Origin of the sequence: Nocardia grenadensis NBRC 108939 (assembly GCF_001613445.1) — a bacterium.
Lineage (GTDB): Bacteria > Actinomycetota > Actinomycetes > Mycobacteriales > Mycobacteriaceae > Nocardia > Nocardia grenadensis.
The window spans coordinates 56,688-77,899 of record NZ_BDCJ01000029.1 but is presented as its reverse complement, the minus strand read 5'-3'; the positions used below and the strand labels follow the sequence as shown (position 1 = coordinate 77,899).

Sequence of the window (21,212 nt, the reverse complement as noted above, 5' to 3'; positions counted from 1 at the left end):
CAGGTTGCCCTGGGCACGACCCGGGCGCATCCCACATTCGGAGCACGAACCGGTCGAGCATTCGCGCCGCCAGGTTCCTCTGTTCGCGCGACCATCAGAAGGATGATCATGAACACCCTTGATTTCGTCGACGAGAGCTCGCTGCGCAGCGACGTCCCCGACTTCCGTCCGGGCGACACCCTCAATGTGCACGTGAAGGTCATCGAGGGCTCCAAGGAACGTATCCAGGTCTTCAAGGGCGCCGTCATCCGGCGCCAGGGCGGCGGTATCCGCGAGACCTTCACCGTGCGCAAGGTGTCGTTCGGTGTCGGTGTGGAGCGCACCTTCCCGGTGCACAGCCCCACCATCGATCACATCGATGTGGTGACCCGCGGTGATGTCCGCCGGGCCAAGCTGTACTACCTGCGGGAGCTGCGCGGTAAGGCCGCCAAGATCAAGGAAAAGCGCTGACCCGTCGCTGACCGCCGACACCCGTGCGCCGCGCCGCACCACGGTGACCTCGGCGAACGGCATATGTAGCCCGGTGCCACGAATCCGTTGTGGCACCGGGCTACGCTGTTCGCGTGGCAGATGAGAGTTGGTCGGTTTCGGGATCCGATTCCAGGAACGAACCGCCGAGAAGGCGTCGTGCGCGAAAGCAGGTCAAAGCGAAGCGGCAGCGGCCGTTCTGGCAGGAACTTCCCATCCTGCTGGTCATCGCGGCGATCATCGCCGCCCTCATGGTCACCTTCGTCGGCCGCCCCTATGTCATTCCCTCCCAATCCATGGAACCCACCCTGCACGGTTGCGCCGGCTGCACCGGCGACCGGATCTACGTGCAGAAGGTGAGCTACTACTGGAGCGACCCCCAGCCCGGTGATGTGGTCGTCTTCGTGGGCCCGCCGTCCTGGAACGACCACTACGTCTCGATCCGCTCCGACAATCCCGCGGTGCGCGGTATCCAGAACTTCTTCGCGTTCTTCGGACTCGTCCCGCCGGACGAGAACGATCTGGTGAAACGTGTGATCGCGGTCGGCGGCCAGACCGTGGAATGCTGTGACGAACAGGGCCGGATCATGGTCGACGGGAAACCGCTGGACGAGCCCTACGTCGCCGACGACTACCCGTGGGTGCCGGGCCAGCAGAACGCCGCCTACCCGGTGGGCCGGGTCTTCGGGCCGGTACTGGTACCGCCGGGCCACCTGTGGGTGATGGGCGACAACCGCAACGAGTCGCGTGATTCCCGGGCGCATGTCGGCGACGACCTCCAGGGCACGGTGCCGATCGAGAACGTTCGCGGCAAGGCCGTCTTCAAGATCTGGCCGCCCGGCCGGATCGGCCCGGTGACATCGCAGAACCCGCAATAGGCGATAAGCGGACTCCGCGGTCGTCTCGTGCCGGGTGCCCGGGAGGCGGTCACGGGGTCGATCGCTTTGCCGGACAACCCGTTCGACCGGTCCCGGGCCGGACCTACCGGTACCGCTCCCGATCCGGTGCGCGATAATCGGGCCGTGGTTCCGATCAGCTGTCGCGAGGTGGCCAGTGACACGTAGCAGCCGTGCCGCCGGCACGGGACGAGGCCCCAGTTGGCCGCCGCGGGTGGTGGTACGCAAGACCGCGGGTCTGCGGACGCTCGATTCGGCGTTGATACGCAGCGGTCTCGGACCGGTCGCGGGTGTCGACGAGGCGGGTCGCGGTCCGAGCGCCGGACCGCTCGTGGTCGCCGCGTGCGTCCTGGCGCCGAAAGCGTCCACGGCGCTCGCCGGGCTCAACGACTCCAAGAAGCTGACCGAGGTGACCCGGGAAGCGCTGTTCCCGGTGATCAAGAAGGTGGCCCTGGCATGGAAGGTGGTCGTGATCCCCGCCGCGGAGATCGATGCCATCGGAATCCACGTTGCCAATATCGAGGGAATGCGCCGGGCGGTGGCCGGGCTGGACTGCGCGCCCGGCTATGTGCTCACCGACGGGTTCCGGGTGCCGGGGCTCGCGGCGCCGTCGCTGCCGGTGATCGGTGGGGACGCCAGTGCCGCGTGTATCGCGGCGGCCAGTGTGCTGGCCAAGGTCACCCGGGACCGGATGATGGTCGAACTCGACCGGCATCGGCCGGGCTACGGATTCGCCGAGCACAAGGGTTACAACACCGCGCAGCATCTCGAGGCGCTGCGCCGGCTCGGCCCCTGCCCGGAACATCGGCGGTCGTGGCGCACGGTGCGCGAATGCGGCGCGCCTATGCCCGTGGCGGCCGAATCCTCGGTGATCGCGCTGGCGGAGGCCGGCGGCGCCGCCTGACCGGGGGCCGCGCGGCCCGGCCCGGCGCGCCGCGGCGCCCGACGATGCCGTGCGGTCCGGCCCACGGTGACATGCCCGGGCCTGATGAGCGATGATGTGAACAGACGCAAGGCGGCGAGAAGGAGGACATTCCACCAGATGAGTGCCGAGGACCTCGAGAAATACGAAACCGAGATGGAGCTCTCGCTCTACCGGGAGTACAAGGACATCGTCGGCCAGTTCTCGTACGTGGTGGAAACCGAACGCCGCTTCTATCTGGCCAACTCGGTGGAGCTACGACCGCAGAACGCCGACGGTGAGGTGTACTTCGAAGTACGGATGAGCGATGCCTGGGTCTGGGATATGTACCGGCCCGCGCGCTTCGTCAAACACGTCCGGGTGATCACCTTCAAGGATGTGAATATCGAAGAGCTGGAGAAGCCGGACCTGCGGCTGCCCGAATGAGCCGCCGCGGCCGGTGAGTATCCCCGGGCCGCGGCCCGCAGGGAGTTGTCCACAGGCCATAATCTGTCCACAGATCGATTGTTTTCGCAGGTCGGTGCCGTGGACAGGGTGAGCCGGCAGCAGATGCTGGGCACGTGGGACACAACACGGCGCTCGGCGCCCAAGGGGAGGAACTGGCGGCCCGATATCTGCAGGCCGCCGGTATGGAGATCGTCTGCCGTAACTGGCGGTGCCGGTACGGCGAGCTGGACCTGGTGGTCCGCGACGCCGGAGTGACCGCCTTCGTCGAGGTGAAGACCAGGTCGGGGCTCGGATACGGGACACCGGCGGAGGCCGTCACCTACGACAAACAGCAGCGGATCCGCCGTCTGGCGTTGCTCTGGCTCACCGAACAGGACGGCCCCTGGCAGCGGATCCGTTTCGACGTCGTCTCGATCCTGCTCCCGCGGACCGGCGAGCCGGTGATCGAGCACCTGCGGGCGGTGTTCTGATGCCGCTGGGCCGGGCCTGCTCGATCGCGGTGCGCGGGATCGACGGGCAGGTCGTCGAGATCGAGGCCGATATCGGCCAGGGGCTGCCGTCGGTGCATCTGGTGGGTTTGCCCGATACTTCACTTCAGGAATCCCGGGACCGGGTCCGGGCCGCCGTCGCCAATACCGGCGAGAAATGGCCGGACGGCCGGGTGATCCTGGCCCTGTCGCCGGCGACGCTGCCGAAGGTGGGATCCGTCTACGATCTCGCACTGGCCGTCGCGGTACTGCATGCGGCCGATATCGTGCCCTCCGAGCGGCTCACCGGCACCGTGCTGCTGGGCGAACTCGCCCTCGACGGGCGGTTGCGCCGGGTCCGGGGCATCCTGCCCGCCGTGCTCGCGGCGCGCCGGGCCGGCCGCAAGACGGTGGTGGTCCCCGAAGCGGCCCTCCCGGAAGCGGGCCTCGTCGCCGGGATCCGGGTGCTCGGCGCACCGACGCTACGTGCCGCCGTCGACTGGTTGCGGGGTGAAGGCGGCCTGGCGGAGTCGCCGGGGGGGCACCCACCACAACCGAGCATCCCGAGCGGCGACCTGCGAGATGTCGCCGGGCAGCACGAAGCGCGCTGGGCGCTCGAGGTCGCCGCGGCCGGTGGGCACCATCTGCTGCTCACCGGAGCGCCCGGAATCGGGAAGACCATGCTGGCCCAGCGCCTACCCGGAGTGCTGCCGCCGCTGTCGGAGGACGAGGCGCTCGAGGTCACTGCCGTCCATTCGGTGGCCGGCACGCTCTCCGACGAACAACCGCTGATCACCGACCCGCCGTTCGTCGCGCCGCACCATTCGACGTCGGTGAGCGCCATGGTGGGTGGTGGTTCCGGGTCGGCGCGGCCCGGGGCGGTGAGCCGCGCGCATCGCGGGGTGCTGTTCCTGGACGAATGCGCCGAGATCGGTGCCAAGGTGCTCGAGGCGATGCGGACACCACTGGAGGAAGGCGAGGTACGGATCGCGCGGCGCGACGGGGTGGCCCGCTATCCGGCGCGATTCCAGCTCGTACTCGCCGCCAATCCCTGCCCCTGTGCCCCGGCCCGCGAGGTGGACTGCATCTGTGCCCCGCTGGCCCGGCGCCGGTACCTCGGCAAACTGTCCGGTCCGCTGATGGACCGCATCGATATCTGGTTGGAGATGCATCCGATGTCGGGGGCAGGTCTGGCGGCGACGGAATCGGAGGACAGCGCGACCGTACGCGGCCGGGTGATCGCCGCCCGCGCCGCCGCCGTCGCCCGGTGGCGTGACGAGGGGTGGCGTACCAACGCCGAGGTCCCCGGGTACGCACTGCGCCGCCGGTTTCCCCTGCCGGCGGAGACGACGGCTCCGGTCGAGGCGGCGCTGCGGCTGGGCCGGATCTCGGCGCGGGGTGCCGACCGGGCGCTGCGGGTCGCGTGGACCGTCTGCGATCTGCGCGGCGGCGATATGCCCACCGCGCACGATGTGATGCAGGCGCTCGACTTCCGGCAGCGGAGTCCGCAGTGAACACGGCCGGTATCGGCTCGCCGGCCCGGCAGGGGGCCGTCGGAGAGCAGGAGAAGCGGCAGCTGGCCTGGGCGTATCTGTCCCGAGTGGTGCTCGGGCCGTGCCCGGCACTCACGGCCCTGATCGACTCGGTCGGGGTGTGTGAGGCGGCGCGGGCGGTCCGGGAACGTGCGCTCCCGCCGGTGCTGCGCGCCGCGACCGAGCGGCGGCGGGAGTTGGACACTGCCGCGCGCGATCTGGAGATCATCCGTGACAGCGGCGGGCGGCTTGTCACCCCCGACGATGCCGAATGGCCGGCCTGGCGGATGCTCGGGCTGTCACAGCTCACCCCGGGCCGTGACCCTGATGGTGCGGTGCCGCTGGTGTTCTGGGTCCGAGGCAGCCGGGATCTGGGCGAACTCACCGAGCGGGCGGTGGCGGTGGTCGGGGCCCGGTGCAGCACCGGGTACGGCGACCGGGTGACCGGTGAGATCGCCGGAGAGCTGGCCGCTCGCGGATGGACGGTCGTATCCGGTGCCGCCTTCGGTATCGACGGTACGGCCCACCGGGCCGCGCTAGCTGTCGGCGGCGCCACCATCGCCGTGCTGGCCTGCGGCGCCGACCGGCCCTACCCGGCCCAGCACGACCGCCTGATCGCCCGCATCGCCGAAACCGGCCTCGTGGTCAGTGAATATCCGCCCGGTACGGTCGCGCGCAAACACCATTTCCTGGCCCGGAATCGGCTGATCGCCGCACTGGCCGACGGTGTGCTGGTGGTGGAGGCCGGATTGCGCAGCGGCGCTCGGAACACGGTGAAATGGGCACGACGGATCGGTCGTCCGGCGCTGGCGGTCCCGGGATCGGTGGCTTCGGCTGCCTCGGTGGGTTGTCACCGGATGATCCGCGACGGGGAAGCGACCCTCGTCACCGATCCGGAGGAGGTGCTCGCCGAAATAGCGCCCCTGCACCTACCGCTGATCACCGGTGCGGCCGGTGCCGATCGGCTCAGCGGTACCGAGGCCCAGGTGCTGGCGGCCCTATCCGCTGCCGGCGGACGGTGGCCGCACGATATCGCTGCCGCGACCGGCATAGCGCCGGCCGAGGTCCGCGCGGCGCTCGTAGCGCTCGATTTCGCGGGCGCGGCCGCGCGCGGCGAGGCGGGCTGGTACCGGCTGGATCGGGCACCGGAGCGAGGCGGGTGAACCTCGGTCGAGCCAGGAACTGCGCCCACACCAGTCGGTGATGGCCGTACCGGGGCGAGACGGCCGGGTGGTGTGCGAATCCGGTCAGGGCGGCGTGCATTGCTCGGCGCGGTGGGTGCGAGTGCACGCGGCCGGTGCGGGTCGTGAGCAGGAGCGCCCACGCCACCCGGATGGTGGGTGTTCGCGGTGACCCCGTGGGTGCGGCCGAGGTCGAGGACCGCGGCGTGGTCGCGGCGTCGAGCGCGCGGCCGGTTTCGCCGCTGTCGCTCGGCGCGGTCCGGCGGATGTGGCCGCGGTCGCGAGGGGGTGGGCTTCGGCGGTTGTGCGTGACTGGAGTGTGCGAACTACAAAGGGATTCGGCGCGTGGGCTTGCGGTTCGGGGGCGGGCGGACGACGGTGGGATGGTGCGTGAGTTGCCGGAGGATCTGGAGGCCCTGCTGACCGAATACGGGCGGCATCTGCGGCTCGGTCGCAACCGGTCGGCACATACGGTGCGCGCCTACCTCGGCGATATCCGATCGTTGCTGGCACATCTGGTCGACCATGCCGCCGACGCCTCGGTGCGCGAGCTGGACCTACCGGCCATGCGCGCGTGGCTGGCGGCCCATGCGGAGCGCGGCGCGGCCCGCACCAGTATGGCTCGACGGGCTTCGGCCGCGCGGGCCTTCACCGCGTGGCTGACGCGGACCGGCCGGTTGACCGTGGATCCCGGGCTCCGGCTCGCCGCGCCCAAAGCACACCGCAGCCTGCCCGCGGTCCTCGGTCAGGAGCAGGCGGGCCGGGTGATGAACGCCGCGGAATCGGGTGCCGAACAGCACGATCCGATGGCGTTGCGGGACCGGCTCATCGTGGAACTGCTGTATGCCACCGGAATCCGCGTAGGCGAACTGTGCGGACTCGATATCGACGATATCGACCGGGAACGGCGGCTGGTACGCGTCCTGGGCAAGGGCAACCGGGAGCGATCCGCACCGTTCGGCGGCCCCGCCGATCACGCCGTCGGCGAATGGCTGCGCTACGGGCGGCCAGTCCTGGCCACACCCGATTCCGGCCGTGCGCTGCTCCTGGGCCGGCGGGGCCGGCGTCTCGATCAGCGGCAGGCCCGGACGGTGGTGCACGCGGTGGTATCCGCCGTCCCGGGCACTGCCGATCTGGGGCCGCACGGTCTCCGACATACGGCGGCCACGCACCTGCTCGAAGGTGGCGCGGACCTGCGGGTAGTACAGGAACTGCTGGGCCACGCCAGCCTCGCCACCACGCAGCTCTACACCCACGTCTCCATCGACCGTCTGCGAAAAGCCCACGATCAGGCCCATCCTCGCGCCTGAACCGCCGTCGGTGGGCCGAGTGAAAGGTCCGGATCGCACCGGCCGCGCGACCGGACCCCGAACCGACCCGGGAGCCGATCCGGCGGCCCTCGACCCTCGGTGGCTGGATTCGCCGCGATACGGCGCTTACGCTGTCCAGCGGAGCCGCTACCGCGGCCGACCGGCATTTCGGGAGGTGAGCGTGCAGACCACGATCGGCACGGCCGCCGGATGAGTGCCGCGCGACAGGACACAGACCGGGCGGTGGAGCCGGTCGACTACCGATTCACGCTCGCCAACGAACGAACCTTTCTGGCCTGGATCCGCACCGCGCTCGGGTTGCTGGCCGGTGGGGTCGCGGTGCAGGCGGTGGTGCAAGAGCAGTGGAATGTGGATATCCGTACCGCGCTGGCCGTCAGCTGTCTGCTGCTGTCGCTGGTCCTCGCGGTCGGCGCGTATCTGCACTGGCGGCGGATTCGCGTCGCGATGGACGAAGGGCGGCCGCTACCGGGCACGGTACTGGTGCCGGTGCTGGCCGCCGGAACCGCGTTCGTGGCGATTCTCGCCTGCGTAGCCGTACTACTGCACTGAGGACGGTGCCGTGACCGAACCGAGCGAGGTCGGCCTGGCCGCGGAGCGGACCGCGCTGTCGTGGCGGCGCACCTGTCTGGGATGTCTGATAGTCGATCTCCTACTCCTACGGCTCGTTGTCGAGGAGGGATGGGATCCGGCCGCTCTCCTGCCGGGTATCGCCGGTCTGGTCCTGCTGTCGGTCGCCGCTCTGGGCTACCGGCGTAGTCGCCGCCTCCGCCTCGGTGCGGCCGGTAGCGCGGCGGCCACCATCGGCTCGGTCACCGTCGCCATGATGGTGGCGGCGCTGGTCATCGTCGGTTACGCACTGGTGCATCCCGGCCCGCCCGGCTGACGAACCGGGGGCGGTACCGGAAATCCGGTGATCGAGTACGGACCCTCACCCGCCGGCTCCGGGTGTGCCGTGCTCCACCGGCTTCAGCCTGATCGGCGTCCTGCGTAGCAGTCCGAGTGGGTCGAGGTATTCGCGGGACGAGTGTGCGGTGCCCTCTCGGCGCAGGCCCCAGTGCAGGCAGGCCGGGGTGGGACAGCCGACGTGGCCCGGGGCCAGTTCACCGATCCGGGTGCCTCGGGTGACTCGCCGACCCACCGCGATGCCGGCTTCCACCGGTTCGTACGTGGTGCGCAACCCACCTTCGTGCAGTATCGCCACCACCGGTTTGCCCGCCACCTTCCCGGCGAAGACCACAATTCCCGGCCCGGCCGCATAGACCGCCTGCCCCGCCGTCCCGGCCAGGTCCACACCGCGATGGCCCGGCAGCCAGTCCTGGTCCGGCGGATCGAACGGCCGTCCGATCACCGGGCGCGGACGCAGCGGCCAGTCGAATCCCGCGTCCGGGGCTCCCGCCGCGGAACCGCAGGACAGCAGGGCGGCGACCGCGAGAACCACCGCCGCCACCCCGCGAAGCACCTCGCCGGACCGGGCGGACCTGCGTGGGCCGCTCGGTCCGGCAGTGCTCGGCCTTACCGCCCGCGGTCGGGGCACGGGCAGGCCGGTGATACCGGTCGTGGTGCGCGCCGGAGGAGCTCGTGCACAAGATCCTCCAGTAGGGGAAGGGCCCGGCACACCACGCCCGAGCCGGTGGTCGAGCCCGAATTCGAGCCCGTCCCGCAGCTACCGGCCCGGCTCGACCCGGCCGGTGACCGGCGGGCCACCTCGTTCGACTGCCCCGTAGCCGGTTCGGCGGGCCCGGTCGTGGCATCGACGGGCGGCCCGGACAGGACGTGGACCGGCGTCGCGGTCGGGGAAACCGCGGCCGATTCCGCTGCACCACCGGCTGTTCTGGCAGCAAGGAAGTGTGCGTCGGAAACTTCGGCGGAGAGCGAAGAGTTACGTCCCCGCACCGGCGCAGGACCGTCCTCGGTCTGCGGGGTGACCGACCCGCTGATCGCGCGGACAGCGATCGTCGGGCCGCCCTCGGAGCCGGGATGCGCGACCACGGTGGCACCACCCGTATACGCGGTGGCTGTGGGCCCCGGGCCGAGCGGAACCGCGATGAACACCGTGGTGAGTGCGGCGCCGATCAGGTCGGCCGGTCTCCGGCGCCGGACCGTCGGCCCACGGCGGTCCGGTGGTCGGCGTGGTGTGTCGGAGAACAGGCGACGGCCGTCCGGATCGGGCCGGCGTATCGGATTCCGCCCGGGCGACCGCCGGAGGTGGCGGTCCGGTGCGTGCGGCGCCGGCGCGCTCCCGGGAAAAGGTATCGAATCCGGGCGGATCGAGGGGAAGCGGGTCGTGCGAATCGGTGTGGTCCGCTGCGATCCGTGCGCACCGTCGAGTTGCCATGAGCCGGTCTCCGTGTGGTCGGCCGCGCGGGATCCGGCGGGCCGGTGGGTCATCCTGCGCTCGTACCGCCTGGCCCGGCGGGCCAGATCACTCGGGCCCGGGCAGGTCCCGGATGCCGCGTGTTCCCCGGAGCGCGCCGGGGGCGATGCCCGGTGCCGGCCCGCCGTCCGCCCAGGTTCACGATCTTTCCGTGCGCCGGAGTCGTCCACCGCCACCGCCACCGTGGCCGTGCCGCGTTCTCGACCGGCGCATCGGCCGGCACCGTGACCTCGATGGATGTCCCTGGGCGGTTGCGCCGTGGGGCGCCGCGGCCATGCCGGTAGGGGCCGGGCCGGGTGGTCGGTGGCGGTCGACGATCTGCCGCGTCGCGCGATATGGGGCCAGCTCCGCGGTGCGGGCGGGAGGTCCGGGTCCCTCGTGGTCGCGCCGCCGGCCTCGGTGGGAGTGGGTTTCCAGGTCATATGCTCAGCCTGCTCGGGCTCTGAGCTGCACGGCACCCGCAATTCCGGCGCCTGTGGACAACTCGCCTTCTGTGAACAATTGATGTTTCATATGGGGTCCGGTTCGCGTGGTCTGGGACGATCCGACCGGGCGATTTCCAGTTCGCGCAGCCCACGCCGTAAACTGGCCGGGCGGTCCGTGTTCGCACCGACCGACTTCGCGCACCACCGTGCTTGTTCATCGCGCTGCCCCACCGAGTTCCTGCCGGAACCGGCGAAGCCGGCGCATTCCGGAACAGGGGACGTCTCGGCTGGTCCCGATCACCGATCGGGTCCGAGCGTTCTGTGGTGCCAGGGCAGTAGGCCGCCGGCCCGCTGCGTCAACCGGCAACGAAAGAGAGATACGGGAGCCATGGCTGTCGTAACAATGAAGCAGCTGCTCGACAGCGGCGCGCATTTCGGGCACCAGACCCGTCGCTGGAACCCGAAGATGAAGCGGTTCATCTTCACCGACCGCAACGGCATCTACATCATCGATCTGCAGCAGACGCTGACCTACATCGACAAGGCCTACGAATTCGTCAAGGAGACGGTCGCCCACGGCGGCACCGTCCTGTTCGTCGGCACCAAGAAGCAGGCGCAGGAGTCCATCGCGGCCGAGGCCACCCGGGTCGGGATGCCGTATGTGAACCAGCGCTGGCTCGGCGGCATGCTCACCAACTTCTCCACCGTGCACAAGCGTCTGCAGCGTCTCAAGGAACTCGAGGCCATGGAGCAGACCGGCGGTTTCGAGGGTCGCACCAAGAAGGAAATCCTCATGCTCACGCGTGAGATGAACAAACTGGACCGCACCCTCGGTGGTATCCGGGACATGCAGAAGGTGCCTTCGGCCATCTGGGTCGTCGACACCAACAAGGAGCACATCGCCGTCGGCGAGGCGCGCAAGCTGAATATCCCGGTCATCGCGATCCTGGACACCAACTGCGATCCCGACCTGGTCGACTACCCGATCCCGGGTAACGACGACGCGATCCGTTCGGCCGCGCTGCTCACCAAGGTCGTCGCGTCCGCGGTGGCCGAGGGCGTGCAGGCCCGGGCCGGCCGTTCCGGCGGCGACGACAAGCCCGAGGCGAGCGCCGCCGAGCCGCTGCCGGAGTGGGAGCAGGAGCTGCTGGCGCAGGCCACCCCGAGCGCCGAGGCCCCGGCGGAAGCCCCGGCCGAGGCGCCCGCGGAGACTCCGGCCGACGCCTGAGTCGTCACCTCGCGTTCGGCGGCCGCTCACCGGCCGGTGCCATGGTGAGCGCCGCCGGACCGCACTTCCCACAGTGGTGGTCACGGCTCACCGAGTCGTGACCACCACTGCCCGGTACCAGACTTTCTCGAAGGAGGCTCGCCCCCGATGGCGAACTACACCGCCGCTGACGTGAAGCGGCTGCGGGAGCTCACCGGCTCCGGAATGATGGATTGTAAGAACGCGCTGGTCGAGACCGAGGGCGATTTCGACAAGGCCGTCGAGCTGCTGCGCATCAAGGGCGCCAAGGATGTCGGCAAGCGCGCCGAGCGCACCACCGCCGAAGGCCTGGTCATCGCCAAGGACGGCGTGATGGTCGAGATCAATTCCGAAACCGACTTCGTCGCCAAGAACGCGGAATTCCAGGCGCTGGCCGATAAGATCGCCGCCGCCGCGGCGGCGGCGAAGCCCGCCGATGTGGATGCGCTGAAGGCCGTGGCCCTCGACGGCCAGACCGTCGACGAGGCCCTGCAGGCGCTGGCCGCCAAGATCGGCGAGAAGCTGGAGCTGCGGCGCGTCGTCTCTCTGGACGGCCCGGTCGCCACCTACCTGCACAAGCGTGCGTCGGATCTGCCGCCGGCCGTCGGCGTGCTGGTCGAGTACAGCGGCTCCGGTGAGGCCGCCGCCGAGGCCGCCCGTGGGGCCGCCATGCAGGTCGCCGCGCTCAAGGCGAAGTACGTCACCCGTGACGAGGTGCCCGCCGATATCGTCGAGAACGAGCGCCGTATCGCCGAGCAGACCGCTCGCGAAGAGGGTAAGCCCGAGGCCGCGCTCCCGAAGATCACCGAGGGCCGCGTCAACGGCTTCTTCAAGGACGTCGTCCTGCTGGAGCAGCCGTCGGTCACCGACAACAAGAAGACCGTCCAGGCGCTGCTGGACGAGGCCGGCGTCACGATCACCAAGTTCGCCCGCTTCGAGGTCGGCCAGGCCTGAGCCGATCCCCGATTCCGGAGGAAACCCCCGTCGCGGTTGGACGCGGCGGGGGTTTCGTCTGAGTTCGGCCGCCCGGGGGCCCGAGTATCGGGGGTTGTGGGCGGGTAGGGCAGGATAGAAGCCGCTTTCCGTTGGTGCCGCGCCCACTGTGCCAGTCGCGCTCGGGTCGGCCCGGCCGGGGCGGCGGGCGGCCCCGGACCTCGGCGGCCGCCGCGTTCGCCGACACCATGAACACGATCGACCGTGAACACACCGATTGCCGAAGGAGACGCCAGCCGATGACGTACCCGGGGACCGACCGCCCAGGATATCGCCGGGTACTGCTGAAACTCGGTGGTGAGATGTTCGGGGGCGGCGCGGTGGGCCTGGATCCCGACGTGGTGGAGACCGTGGCGGAGCAGATCGCCGAAATCGTCGGCTCCGGCGTCCAGGTCGCGGTCGTGATCGGCGGTGGGAACTTCTTCCGCGGCGCCGAACTCGAAGAACGCGGGATGGAGCGGGCCCGGTCCGATTACATGGGCATGCTGGGAACCGTGATGAACAGCCTGGCGCTGCAGGATTTCCTCCAGCAGCAGGGTGTGGACACCCGGGTGCAGACCGCCATCACCATGGGCCAGGTCGCCGAGCCCTACCTGCCGCTGCGCGCCAAGCGACATCTGGAGAAGGGTCGTGTGGTGATCTTCGGCGCCGGTATGGGGATGCCGTATTTCTCCACCGACACCACCGCCGCACAGCGCGCGCTGGAGATCGGTGCGGAGGTGGTACTCATGGCCAAGGCGGTCGACGGTGTGTTCAACGCCGATCCACGACTGGATCCCGATGCCACCATGTACCACGAGATCACCCACAAGGAAGTGATCGAACGCGATCTGAAGGTCGCCGACGCGACGGCGTTCAGTTTGTGCATGGACAACCAGATGCCGATGCTGGTGTTCAATTTGTTGACCAAGGGCAATATCGCCCGGGCGGTGGCCGGTGAGAAGATCGGCACATTGGTTCGATCCTGATACCGCGGGCCCGCGGGTCATGACGATGACGACGCAGTGGAGGAACGGTCGTGATTGAAGAAGCGCTCTTCGACGCCGAGGAGAAGATGGAGAAGGCCGTCTCGGTGGCGAAGGACGATCTCGGCAGAATCCGTACCGGGCGCGCGAATCCGGGGATGTTCGCCCGGGTGGTGGTCGACTATTACGGAGCGCCGACCCCGATCACCCAGATGTCGAGTATCACCGTGCCGGAGCCGCGGATGGTGGTGGTGAAACCCTATGAGCAGGCGCAGCTGGGGCCGATCGAAACCGCGATCCGCAACTCCGACCTCGGCGTGAACCCGACCAACAACGGTGACATCCTGCGCATCAGCATTCCGCAGCTCACCGAGGAGCGCCGCCGGGAGCTGGTCAAACAGGCCAAGCAGAAGGGCGAGGACGCCAAGGTCTCGATTCGCAATGTGCGCCGCAAGGCCATGGAGGAGCTGGGCCGGATCCAGAAGGACGGCGAAGCCGGCGAGGACGAGGTCGGGCGCGCCGAGAAGGAACTGGACAAGACCACCGCCAGATACGTCGGCCAGATCGACGAGCTGGTGAAGCACAAGGAAGCCGAACTGCTCGAGGTCTGAGTGGTGGCCGGGCGGTGAGCCCGTCGTCTCCGCGGTGGTACCTTGCGCAGGCGCGCCGGTCGTGCCGGCCCGGCGCGCGGGATGTCCGAGAGCGGCACGAGCGGTAGGTGCCGCGCGGAATGCGGTGTTCGTGGTGAACGGGCACCGGACCGGTGGTCACCCGGCCCCCTGGCCGGTGAACTGCCGCACAATGGGAAACAGCGGAGCGAGCGTCGCCCGCGACGGGTGGGAACGAACGGAACGACGACGAGTTGAGCGACGGGACAATCGTGGCCGAGAAAGCCGCCGCGACCGGTGCGGCCCGACCGCATCCGCCGGCCGAGGGCATATCCGAACCGACACCGGCAGCGACCGGAGCCTCCGGGGGCGCCGAGCCCCGGGGGTCGCGCGCCGGCCGGAACTTACCCGCGGCCCTGGCCGTCGGCACGACCCTCGGGGTGTTGTGTATCGCCGTCCTGCTGTTCGTGCCCAAGGTGTTCATCGGTGTCGCCGGGGTCGCGGTCGGTATCGCCACCTGGGAGGTCGCCAAGCGACTGCGGGAAGCCGATGTGCTGGTGCCGCGTACGCCGCTGATCGTCGGCGGTCAGGCGGTGTTCTGGTTGGGCTGGCCGTTCGGCCCGGGCGGGGTGACCGGGGCGTTCGCGGCGACGGCGTTGGTCTGCATGGTGTGGCGGCTGTTCGACCACGGTCTGCGCACCGCCCCGCGCAATTTCCTGCGCGATACCGCCATCACGGTGTTCACCCTGGCGTGGATTCCGCTGCTGGCGTCGTTCGCGGTGCTGCTCCTGCTCGAGGATCCGGACGGCAACCTGCGGGTGCTGACCTTCATGATCCTGGTGGTGTGCTCCGACGTCGGCGGTTATGTCGCCGGGGTGCTGTTCGGCCGCCATTCCATGGTGCCGTCGATCAGCCCGAAGAAGTCCTGGGAGGGCTTCGGCGGTTCGCTGCTTTTCGCGATCATCGGCGGTCTGCTCACGGTCACCCTGCTGCTCGAAGCCAATTCCATGATCGGCGTGGTGCTCGGTATCGGTCTGGTCGTCGTCGCGACGCTGGGAGATCTGGTCGAATCGCAGATCAAACGCGAGCTGGGCATCAAGGATATGGGCACCATGCTGCCCGGGCACGGCGGCATCATGGACCGGCTCGATTCGATGCTGCCCTCGGCGTTCGTCTCGTGGCTGGTGCTCAGTACCCTGCTCTGAGGTCAGTCGCGGTGTACCGCACGGCGCAGTTGGACGATGCGGACCCCGCCCACCAGCGCCATCACCAGGGCGCCGGCGATCACCGAAAGCAGGATCGTCACGCCCAGTGGGAGCGAGAAGTTCCAGAAGAGCAGCTCCACCTCGGTACTCTCGGAATTCTGCAGGATGAAGATCAGCAGGACGATGCCGAGCAGCGCCGCCACGATCAGCGCGACCCACGCATTGCCCACCCGGGACTTCTCCACGTCCTTGCGCCGATGGGTGTCGACCGCCGGTTTGCGGCCGGTAGCATCCGGTGCGGGTTTCCGTCCGGTGGGCGTGCCCGGTGGGCTCGTGGGTGGTTCTTTCGGTAGCGAGCGGGTTTCGGGTGTCGGTTCATCAGGAGTCGCCATATGTCGATGATTGCCGACAGCTATCGACTGTGCACGGATTTCCGGCCCGCCGGTCGATATCGGCCCGGATCCCGTCGCACGGGCTCGGCGCGGTTCACATTCGCGGCGCGGCACGGGTCACATTCATCGAGATGACACACTGGTAGGACTATGACCGCCTCTTTGCCCCTGGTTTTCGACGCCCCGCGCCGCGGTATGCCGCCGCGCCATCTGGCCGACCTCGATGCCGACGGCCGCCGGGCCGCCATGGCCGAGCTGGGCCTGCCGAAGTTCCGCGCCGACCAGGTCGCGCGCCAGTACTACGGGCGGTTGCAGGCCGATCCGGCGGAAATGACCGATCTACCGGCCACGGTCCGCGAGAAAGTGGCGGAGGCGTTGTTCCCCCCGCTACTCACGCCGATCCGGCAGATCGCCTGTGATGGCGGGGAGACCCGGAAGACGCTGTGGCGTGCCGGAGACGGGACCCTGCTGGAAAGCGTGCTCATGCGTTACCCGGATCGGGCCACGCTGTGCATTTCCAGCCAGGCCGGCTGCGGTATGGCCTGCCCCTTCTGCGCGACGGGGCAGGCCGGCCTGAACCGGAACCTTTCGACCGCCGAAATCGTCGATCAGGTCCGCGCCGCGGCGGCCGATCTGCGGGACGGCGCTGTCTCCGGCGGTCCCGGGCGCCTGTCGAACATTGTGTTCATGGGAATGGGCGAGCCGCTGGCGAACTACAAGCGGGTGGTGAACGCGGTACACCGCATCACCTCGCCCGCCCCCGACGGTCTCGGTATCTCGCAGCGCAATGTGGTGGTGTCGACGGTCGGTCTGGCTCCCGCGATCCGCAAACTCGCCGATGAGGACCTCTCGGTGACGCTCGCGGTATCCCTGCACACCCCCGACGACGAACTCCGCGACACCCTGGTTCCGGTGAACAACCGCTGGCCGGTGGCGGAGGTGCTCGACGCCGCGCGCTACTACGCCGACAAATCCGGCCGGCGGGTATCCATCGAGTATGCGCTGATCCGCGATATCAACGACCAGCCGTGGCGCGCGGACATGCTGGGCCAGAAACTGCACAAGGCGCTGGGCTCCCGCGTGCACGTGAATGTCATCCCGCTGAATCCCACCCCCGGCAGCAAATGGGATGCCAGCCCCAAGCCGGTGGAACGGGAGTTCGTGCGCCGGGTCGAGGCGCAGGGGGTGCCGTGCACGGTCCGCGACACCCGGGGTCAGGAGATCGCCGCGGCCTGCGGTCAGCTGGCGGCGGAGGGCTGAGTTCCGGTCGGGACGGGAGCCTGCGCTGTAGGCCAGCCGGGTAGGAGGCTTCGCTGTGGCCCGTTACCACCCGACCTGACATCATGCCTGCATGAGCGCCCCCGACGAGCACGACGAGCTTCGCCTCACCGCCGAAGAGTTCGCCGACGGTGCCGCGGCCGAACTCGGTGATATCGAGATCGTCGACGGCCGTGTCATACGGCTCATCCCCCAGAGCCCGCTGCACAGCAGAGTTATCCGGCGTCTGGCCGGCCTGCTCGAAAGCGGACGCCGGGAGGGCGGTCCGTGCATGGTCGTCGTTTCCGATATCGTCGCGCGGTTCGCCGACTCGGATGCGCCTGCCTCGGATCGCCGGCTGAACATCCGGTATCCGGATATCTGGATCCGTGACTGCGAACCGTACGACGTCAATACGGTACGGGATCACATATTGCTGATCGTCGAGGTCACCTCCGGATCCACCATTGATGTCGATATCACCGACAAGCGAATCCAATATGCGGCTGCGGGTATCCTCCGCTACCTGATCATCCGGCTCGACCAGAAGGAAGACACGATCGAGGAGATCGAGGAATACCGCTTGGATTGGCCCGGGCGACGGTACTTGGTGCATACCGTGCACCGCCGGGTGCTGCTGCTGGACGAGCCGGTCGCGGTGACAATCCCCTTCGATTCGCTGGAACAGCCCTAGACGCCGCATCCTGACCGGATGCCGGCGAACGTGGTGTGAGGGGAACGGAACATGGGTGAGCAGGTCGTCGCGATCGTCGGGGCCGGGATCGTGGGACTGGCGATCGGGCGGGAACTCGCCCGTCGGCGTCCCGACGACCGAATCGTGGTGCTGGAGAAGGAAGATCGCGTCGCGGCGCACCAGACCGGCCACAATTCGGGAGTGGTACACGCTGGGATTTACTATCAGCCGGGAAGTTTGAAGGCGGTGCTGTGCGCGCGGGGCCGTTCCCTGCTGCGCGAGTACTGCGCCGAACGAAACCTGCCCTACGACGAATGCGGCAAACTCGTCGTCGCGGTGGACGATGACGAAATGCCCCGGCTCGCGGCCCTGCAGGCTCGGGCCGGTGACAACGCGGTACCCGGGCTGAGACGAGTGGACCGGGCGGAGATCGGCGATATCGAGCCCTTCGCCGAGGGGATCGCGGCACTGTATTCGCCGCGGACCGCCATCACCGATTTCCGCCGGATCGCGGAGTCCTTCGCCGCGGACTTGGCGGAATCCGGTGGCGAGGTTCGGTTGTCGTGCGCGGTGGACGGGATCGCCGCGGCCGCAACGGGAATCGATATCACGATGGGCGACGAGGTGCTACGCGCGGATCGAGTGATCGTGTGCGCGGGGTTGCACGCCGATACCGTGGCCGGGCTGGCGGGCGCCGACCCAGGCCCGCGGATCGTGCCATTCCGAGGCGAATACATGAATGTGGTCGCCGACAAAGCGAATATGGTGCGCGGGCTGGTGTATCCGGTGCCGGACCCGCGGTACCCGTTCCTGGGGGTGCATTTCACGCGGCGGGTGTCCGGGACCGTGGAGGTCGGCCCCAACGCGGTACTGGCCTTCGCCCGGGAAGGGTACCGGCGCCGGGACTTCTCGGTGCGCGACCTCGCGGAAACCATGCGTTGGCCGGGGTTCCGCCGGATGGCGCGGCAGCACTGGCGGACCGGGATCGGGGAAATGTACGGCTCGCTGTCGGTGGCCGCGTACATGCGCAGGGCGCGGCGCTATATTCCGGCCATAGGTGCCGCGGATGTGGTGCGTGGTGGATCCGGGGTCCGGGCCCAGGCCCTCGATGCGGACGGCAGTCTCGTCGACGATTTCCGGATCGACCGGCTCGGCCCGGTCACGGCTGTTCGTAATGCCCCGTCACCCGCGGCGACCTCCTCGCTCGCGATCGCCGGATACGTTGTCGACGTGATCGAGGGCAAGGGCCCCGCAGCGTGCTAGGAGGTGGCGCGGAAGCATAGGTGGGGCCTTCTCCTGCGCGATCAGGGGAACAGTTGGATGGGATTGACGATGTCGGCGGCGAGGGTGAGCAACATGTAGGCACCACCGACGACGACCGCGACGTAGGTGAGCGGGAGCAGCTTGAGGTAGTCCACCGGGGCACCGGGGGCCAGTCCCTTCCACCCGCGGATGGTGTTGCGGATCTTCTCGTAGAGCACCACCGCGATATGGCCACCATCCAGCGGCAGCAGCGGCAGGATGTTGAACGCGCCCAGGAAGAAGTTCAAGCTGGCCAGGATGAGGATGAAGGCGTTCCAGTAACCGCGTTCGGCGGTCTCACCACCGATCTTGCTGGCACCGTACACGCTGACCGGGGTCTCCCGGTCGCGCTCGCCTCCGGTGACCGCATCCCACAGCGACGCCACCTTGGCCGGCATCTGCGCCAGCGACTGGAAAGTACGAATGAACATCTCGCCGGTGAAAGCGGCCGAAGCGGGAATCGCGCCGAGGACGCTGTACTGGACCGGTTCGAGGAACTCCTGGCCGACGCCGACGACACTCACCTCCCGGCCGGGGCCGCCGTCCCGGGGGTAGCGCATGGCCTGCTCCGGGACCACCTCGAGGGTCAGCGTCTGCCCGTCGCGGTCGACGGTGTAGGTGAACGGTCCGTTCTGCTGCTGGGTGCGGGTCTGGAACTCCTCCCAGGTGTCCACGCTCTCGCCGTTGATCGCGGTGACCACATCGCCGCGCTGGAGGCCGGCGCGCTGGGCGGGGCCGGGGCCGGTACAGGTGCCGAGGGTACGGTCGGGGTTCTGCGGCGCGACGCAGCTCATATCGCCGATCGTGGTCTCCGGCGGCTGGTTGAGGTTGGGCAGACCCCAGCCGACCGCCAGCACGACGATCAGGAGGAAGCCGAGCAGGAAATTCATTCCGATACCGCCGGACATCACCACGAGGCGTTTCCAGGTGGCCTGCCGGTACATGGCCCGGTCGACCTCTTCGGGTTCGAGTTCGTCGAGCGCGGTCATTCCGGCGATATCGCAGAACCCGCCGAGCGGCAGCCATTTGACGCCGTATTCGGTTTCGCCGCGCCGGAAGGAGAACACCTTCGGGCCGAACCCGATGAAGTACCGGCGCACTTTCATACCGGTGGCCTGAGCGGTCCACATGTGCCCGCATTCGTGCAGCGCGATCGAAATCGTGATGCCGAGGGCGAACAGCACGAACCCCAACACGAACAGCATGTGGTCTACAGCCCTCCTGCGGTGCGCAGATCATTACTCCCGGCCCGCACAGAGACCGGAGCGGCCGCGAGCACGTGTCCACAGTAACCGCCCGCGAGCGGTGCCTCGACCATTCGCGACATCGGTTACCGCTGTACGAGGGTACGGGCACGGTCGCGTGCCCACTCGTCGGCGGCGAGTACCTCGGCGAGTTCGGTGGGTTCGGCGCGCCACCGGTCGGCGTCGTGTACAACCTGTGCCACGGTGCGCACGATTTCCGGGAAGCGGATCCGGCCGTCCAGGAAGGCCTGCACCGCGACCTCGTTGGCGGCGTTGTACACGGCGGTGACGCAGCCGCCCGCGGTACCGGCTTCCCGGGCCAGTTCCACGGCCGGGAACACCTCGTTGTCCACGGGTTCGAAGGTCCAGGTGGCGGCGGTGCCGAAATCGCACGGCGTGGCGGCTCCGGGCACGCGGTCCGGCCAGCCCAGCGCCAGGGCGATCGGCAGCTTCATATCGGGCGGGCTCGCCTGGGCGAGGGTGGAGCCGTCGGTGAAGGTGACCATCGAGTGCACGATCGATTGCGGGTGCACGGTGACCTCGATGCGGTCATAGGGGACACCGAACAGCAGATGCGTTTCGATCAGCTCCAGGCCCTTGTTGACCAGCGAGGCCGAGTTCAGGGTGTTCATCGGACCCATGGACCAGGTCGGATGGGTTTTCGCCTCGGCGGGGTTCACCCCGTCCAGCATCTCGGTGGTCCAGCCGCGGAACGGCCCACCGGAGGCAGTGAGAACCAGTGTGGCGACCTCTTCGGCCCGCCCGCCGCGCAGGCACTGGGCCAGCGCCGAATGTTCCGAATCGACCGGCACCAGCTGGCCCGGTCGCGCCGCCCGGGTGACCAGCGAGCCGCCGGCCACCAGCGACTCCTTGTTCGCCAGCGCCAGTGTCGCGCCGCTTTCCAGCGCGGCCAGCGTCGGCTCCAGGCCCAGTGATCCGACCAGCGCGTTGAGCACGACATCGGCCTCGGTACGGCGGACCAGTTCGGTCACCGCGCCCGCCCCGGTCAAGGCGACTCCCAGTTCGGCCCCCGCGGCCGGGTCGGCCACGGCCACGGCGGTCGTGCCGGTCGCGGCCATCTGCGCGGCGAGCAATTCGGTGTTCCCGCCACCCGCGGCCAGGCCGACGACTTCGAATCTGTCCGGATTCGCGGCGATCACCTCGAGCGCCTGGGTGCCGATGGAACCGGTGCTGCCGAGCAGGAGGACTCTGCGGAGATCTGACACCTGTTCATTGTCACCGACCATGCCCCTGCTGGCTACG

22 protein-coding genes are annotated in these 21,212 nt (G+C 69.0%); 18 read left to right on the top strand and 4 right to left on the bottom strand.

Annotated features, from left to right (window positions below):
- Window positions 1-108 precede the first annotated feature (108 nt).
- The 10 genes from rplS to NGR01S_RS27020 all read left to right on the top strand — a co-directional run bounded on the left by rplS (window position 109) and on the right by NGR01S_RS27020 (window position 8,127).
- On the top strand, window positions 109-450 hold the full coding sequence (gene rplS / locus NGR01S_RS27070) for a 50S ribosomal protein L19 (RefSeq protein ID WP_062996305.1): 342 nt from the start codon (window positions 109-111) through the stop codon (window positions 448-450).
- 113 nt (window positions 451-563) lie between these two features.
- A complete protein-coding gene (gene lepB / locus NGR01S_RS27065) occupies window positions 564-1,346 on the top strand; it encodes a signal peptidase I (protein ID WP_063041710.1) in 783 nt (260 codons plus the stop codon).
- Between the two features lie 175 nt (window positions 1,347-1,521).
- Entirely contained in the window at window positions 1,522-2,268 is a 747-nt protein-coding gene (locus tag NGR01S_RS27060; protein ID WP_084481754.1) for a ribonuclease HII, read from the top strand.
- A 138-nt stretch (window positions 2,269-2,406) separates the two neighbouring features.
- Window positions 2,407-2,712, top strand: coding sequence for a DUF2469 domain-containing protein (locus tag NGR01S_RS27055; protein WP_011210678.1), 306 nt, complete (start codon window positions 2,407-2,409; stop codon window positions 2,710-2,712).
- Between the two features lie 134 nt (window positions 2,713-2,846).
- A complete protein-coding gene (locus NGR01S_RS27050) occupies window positions 2,847-3,203 on the top strand; it encodes a YraN family protein (protein ID WP_063041706.1) in 357 nt (118 codons plus the stop codon).
- A complete protein-coding gene (locus NGR01S_RS27045; RefSeq protein WP_063041704.1) occupies window positions 3,203-4,714 on the top strand; it encodes a YifB family Mg chelatase-like AAA ATPase in 1,512 nt (503 codons plus the stop codon). Before NGR01S_RS27050 ends, NGR01S_RS27045 begins: the two co-directional genes overlap by 1 nt.
- Window positions 4,711-5,895 carry a DNA-processing protein DprA gene (gene dprA, locus NGR01S_RS27040; protein WP_245664801.1) on the top strand — a complete coding sequence of 395 codons (1,185 nt, stop codon included), beginning with the start codon at window positions 4,711-4,713 and terminating at the stop codon, window positions 5,893-5,895. Before NGR01S_RS27045 ends, dprA begins: the two co-directional genes overlap by 4 nt.
- Before the next feature lie 401 nt (window positions 5,896-6,296).
- A complete protein-coding gene (locus tag NGR01S_RS27035; protein ID WP_063041702.1) occupies window positions 6,297-7,223 on the top strand; it encodes a tyrosine recombinase XerC in 927 nt (308 codons plus the stop codon).
- Window positions 7,224-7,433: 210 nt separating this feature from the next.
- Window positions 7,434-7,793, top strand: a complete 360-nt coding sequence (locus tag NGR01S_RS27025) for a YidH family protein (RefSeq protein WP_063041698.1) — start codon at window positions 7,434-7,436, stop codon at window positions 7,791-7,793.
- Window positions 7,794-7,803: 10 nt separating this feature from the next.
- Entirely contained in the window at window positions 7,804-8,127 is a 324-nt protein-coding gene (locus NGR01S_RS27020) for a DUF202 domain-containing protein (RefSeq protein WP_063041696.1), read from the top strand.
- Window positions 8,128-8,172: 45 nt separating this feature from the next.
- Here the strand turns inward: NGR01S_RS27020 and NGR01S_RS27015 are convergent, their stop codons facing one another.
- A complete protein-coding gene (locus NGR01S_RS27015; protein WP_245664805.1) occupies window positions 8,173-8,682 on the bottom strand; it encodes a M23 family metallopeptidase in 510 nt (169 codons plus the stop codon).
- Between the two features lie 1,749 nt (window positions 8,683-10,431).
- Between NGR01S_RS27015 and rpsB the strand changes: the two genes are divergently transcribed.
- The 5 genes from rpsB (at window position 10,432) to NGR01S_RS26985 (ending at window position 15,060) form a co-directional block, all read left to right on the top strand.
- Window positions 10,432-11,271, top strand: a complete 840-nt coding sequence (gene rpsB, locus NGR01S_RS27005) for a 30S ribosomal protein S2 (protein WP_063041690.1) — start codon at window positions 10,432-10,434, stop codon at window positions 11,269-11,271.
- 147 nt (window positions 11,272-11,418) lie between these two features.
- Window positions 11,419-12,243: a translation elongation factor Ts gene (gene tsf / locus NGR01S_RS27000; RefSeq protein WP_063041688.1), complete on the top strand. Its 825-nt coding sequence runs from the start codon at window positions 11,419-11,421 to the stop codon at window positions 12,241-12,243.
- 278 nt (window positions 12,244-12,521) lie between these two features.
- The gene (gene pyrH, locus NGR01S_RS26995; protein ID WP_030521770.1) at window positions 12,522-13,250 is read left to right on the top strand and encodes a UMP kinase; all 729 of its coding nucleotides are present in this window, start codon (window positions 12,522-12,524) and stop codon (window positions 13,248-13,250) included.
- A gap of 50 nt (window positions 13,251-13,300) precedes the next feature.
- Window positions 13,301-13,858: a ribosome recycling factor gene (gene frr / locus NGR01S_RS26990; RefSeq protein ID WP_063041679.1), complete on the top strand. Its 558-nt coding sequence runs from the start codon at window positions 13,301-13,303 to the stop codon at window positions 13,856-13,858.
- Between the two features lie 251 nt (window positions 13,859-14,109).
- On the top strand, window positions 14,110-15,060 hold the full coding sequence (locus tag NGR01S_RS26985) for a phosphatidate cytidylyltransferase (RefSeq protein WP_157107448.1): 951 nt from the start codon (window positions 14,110-14,112) through the stop codon (window positions 15,058-15,060).
- Between the two features lie 2 nt (window positions 15,061-15,062).
- On the opposite strand, the gene NGR01S_RS26980 is transcribed toward NGR01S_RS26985, so the two are convergent.
- Complete coding sequence (locus NGR01S_RS26980) at window positions 15,063-15,452, bottom strand: LapA family protein (RefSeq protein WP_063041677.1); 390 nt, start codon at window positions 15,450-15,452, stop codon at window positions 15,063-15,065.
- 150 nt (window positions 15,453-15,602) lie between these two features.
- Between NGR01S_RS26980 and rlmN the strand changes: the two genes are divergently transcribed.
- From rlmN to lhgD, 3 genes are all read left to right on the top strand, one after another.
- Window positions 15,603-16,712 carry a dual-specificity RNA methyltransferase RlmN gene (rlmN, locus tag NGR01S_RS26975; protein WP_063041675.1) on the top strand — a complete coding sequence of 370 codons (1,110 nt, stop codon included), beginning with the start codon at window positions 15,603-15,605 and terminating at the stop codon, window positions 16,710-16,712.
- A 91-nt stretch (window positions 16,713-16,803) separates the two neighbouring features.
- Window positions 16,804-17,403: a Uma2 family endonuclease gene (locus tag NGR01S_RS26970; RefSeq protein WP_063041673.1), complete on the top strand. Its 600-nt coding sequence runs from the start codon at window positions 16,804-16,806 to the stop codon at window positions 17,401-17,403.
- Between the two features lie 51 nt (window positions 17,404-17,454).
- Window positions 17,455-18,666 carry an L-2-hydroxyglutarate dehydrogenase gene (gene lhgD, locus NGR01S_RS26965; RefSeq protein ID WP_063041671.1) on the top strand — a complete coding sequence of 404 codons (1,212 nt, stop codon included), beginning with the start codon at window positions 17,455-17,457 and terminating at the stop codon, window positions 18,664-18,666.
- Window positions 18,667-18,707: 41 nt separating this feature from the next.
- On the opposite strand, the gene NGR01S_RS26960 is transcribed toward lhgD, so the two are convergent.
- Both NGR01S_RS26960 and dxr read right to left on the bottom strand, forming a co-directional pair.
- Window positions 18,708-19,910 carry a M50 family metallopeptidase gene (locus NGR01S_RS26960; RefSeq protein ID WP_063041669.1) on the bottom strand — a complete coding sequence of 401 codons (1,203 nt, stop codon included), beginning with the start codon at window positions 19,908-19,910 and terminating at the stop codon, window positions 18,708-18,710.
- Window positions 19,911-20,035: 125 nt separating this feature from the next.
- On the bottom strand, window positions 20,036-21,196 hold the full coding sequence (gene dxr, locus NGR01S_RS26955; RefSeq protein ID WP_157107447.1) for a 1-deoxy-D-xylulose-5-phosphate reductoisomerase: 1,161 nt from the start codon (window positions 21,194-21,196) through the stop codon (window positions 20,036-20,038).
- Window positions 21,197-21,212 lie beyond the last annotated feature (16 nt).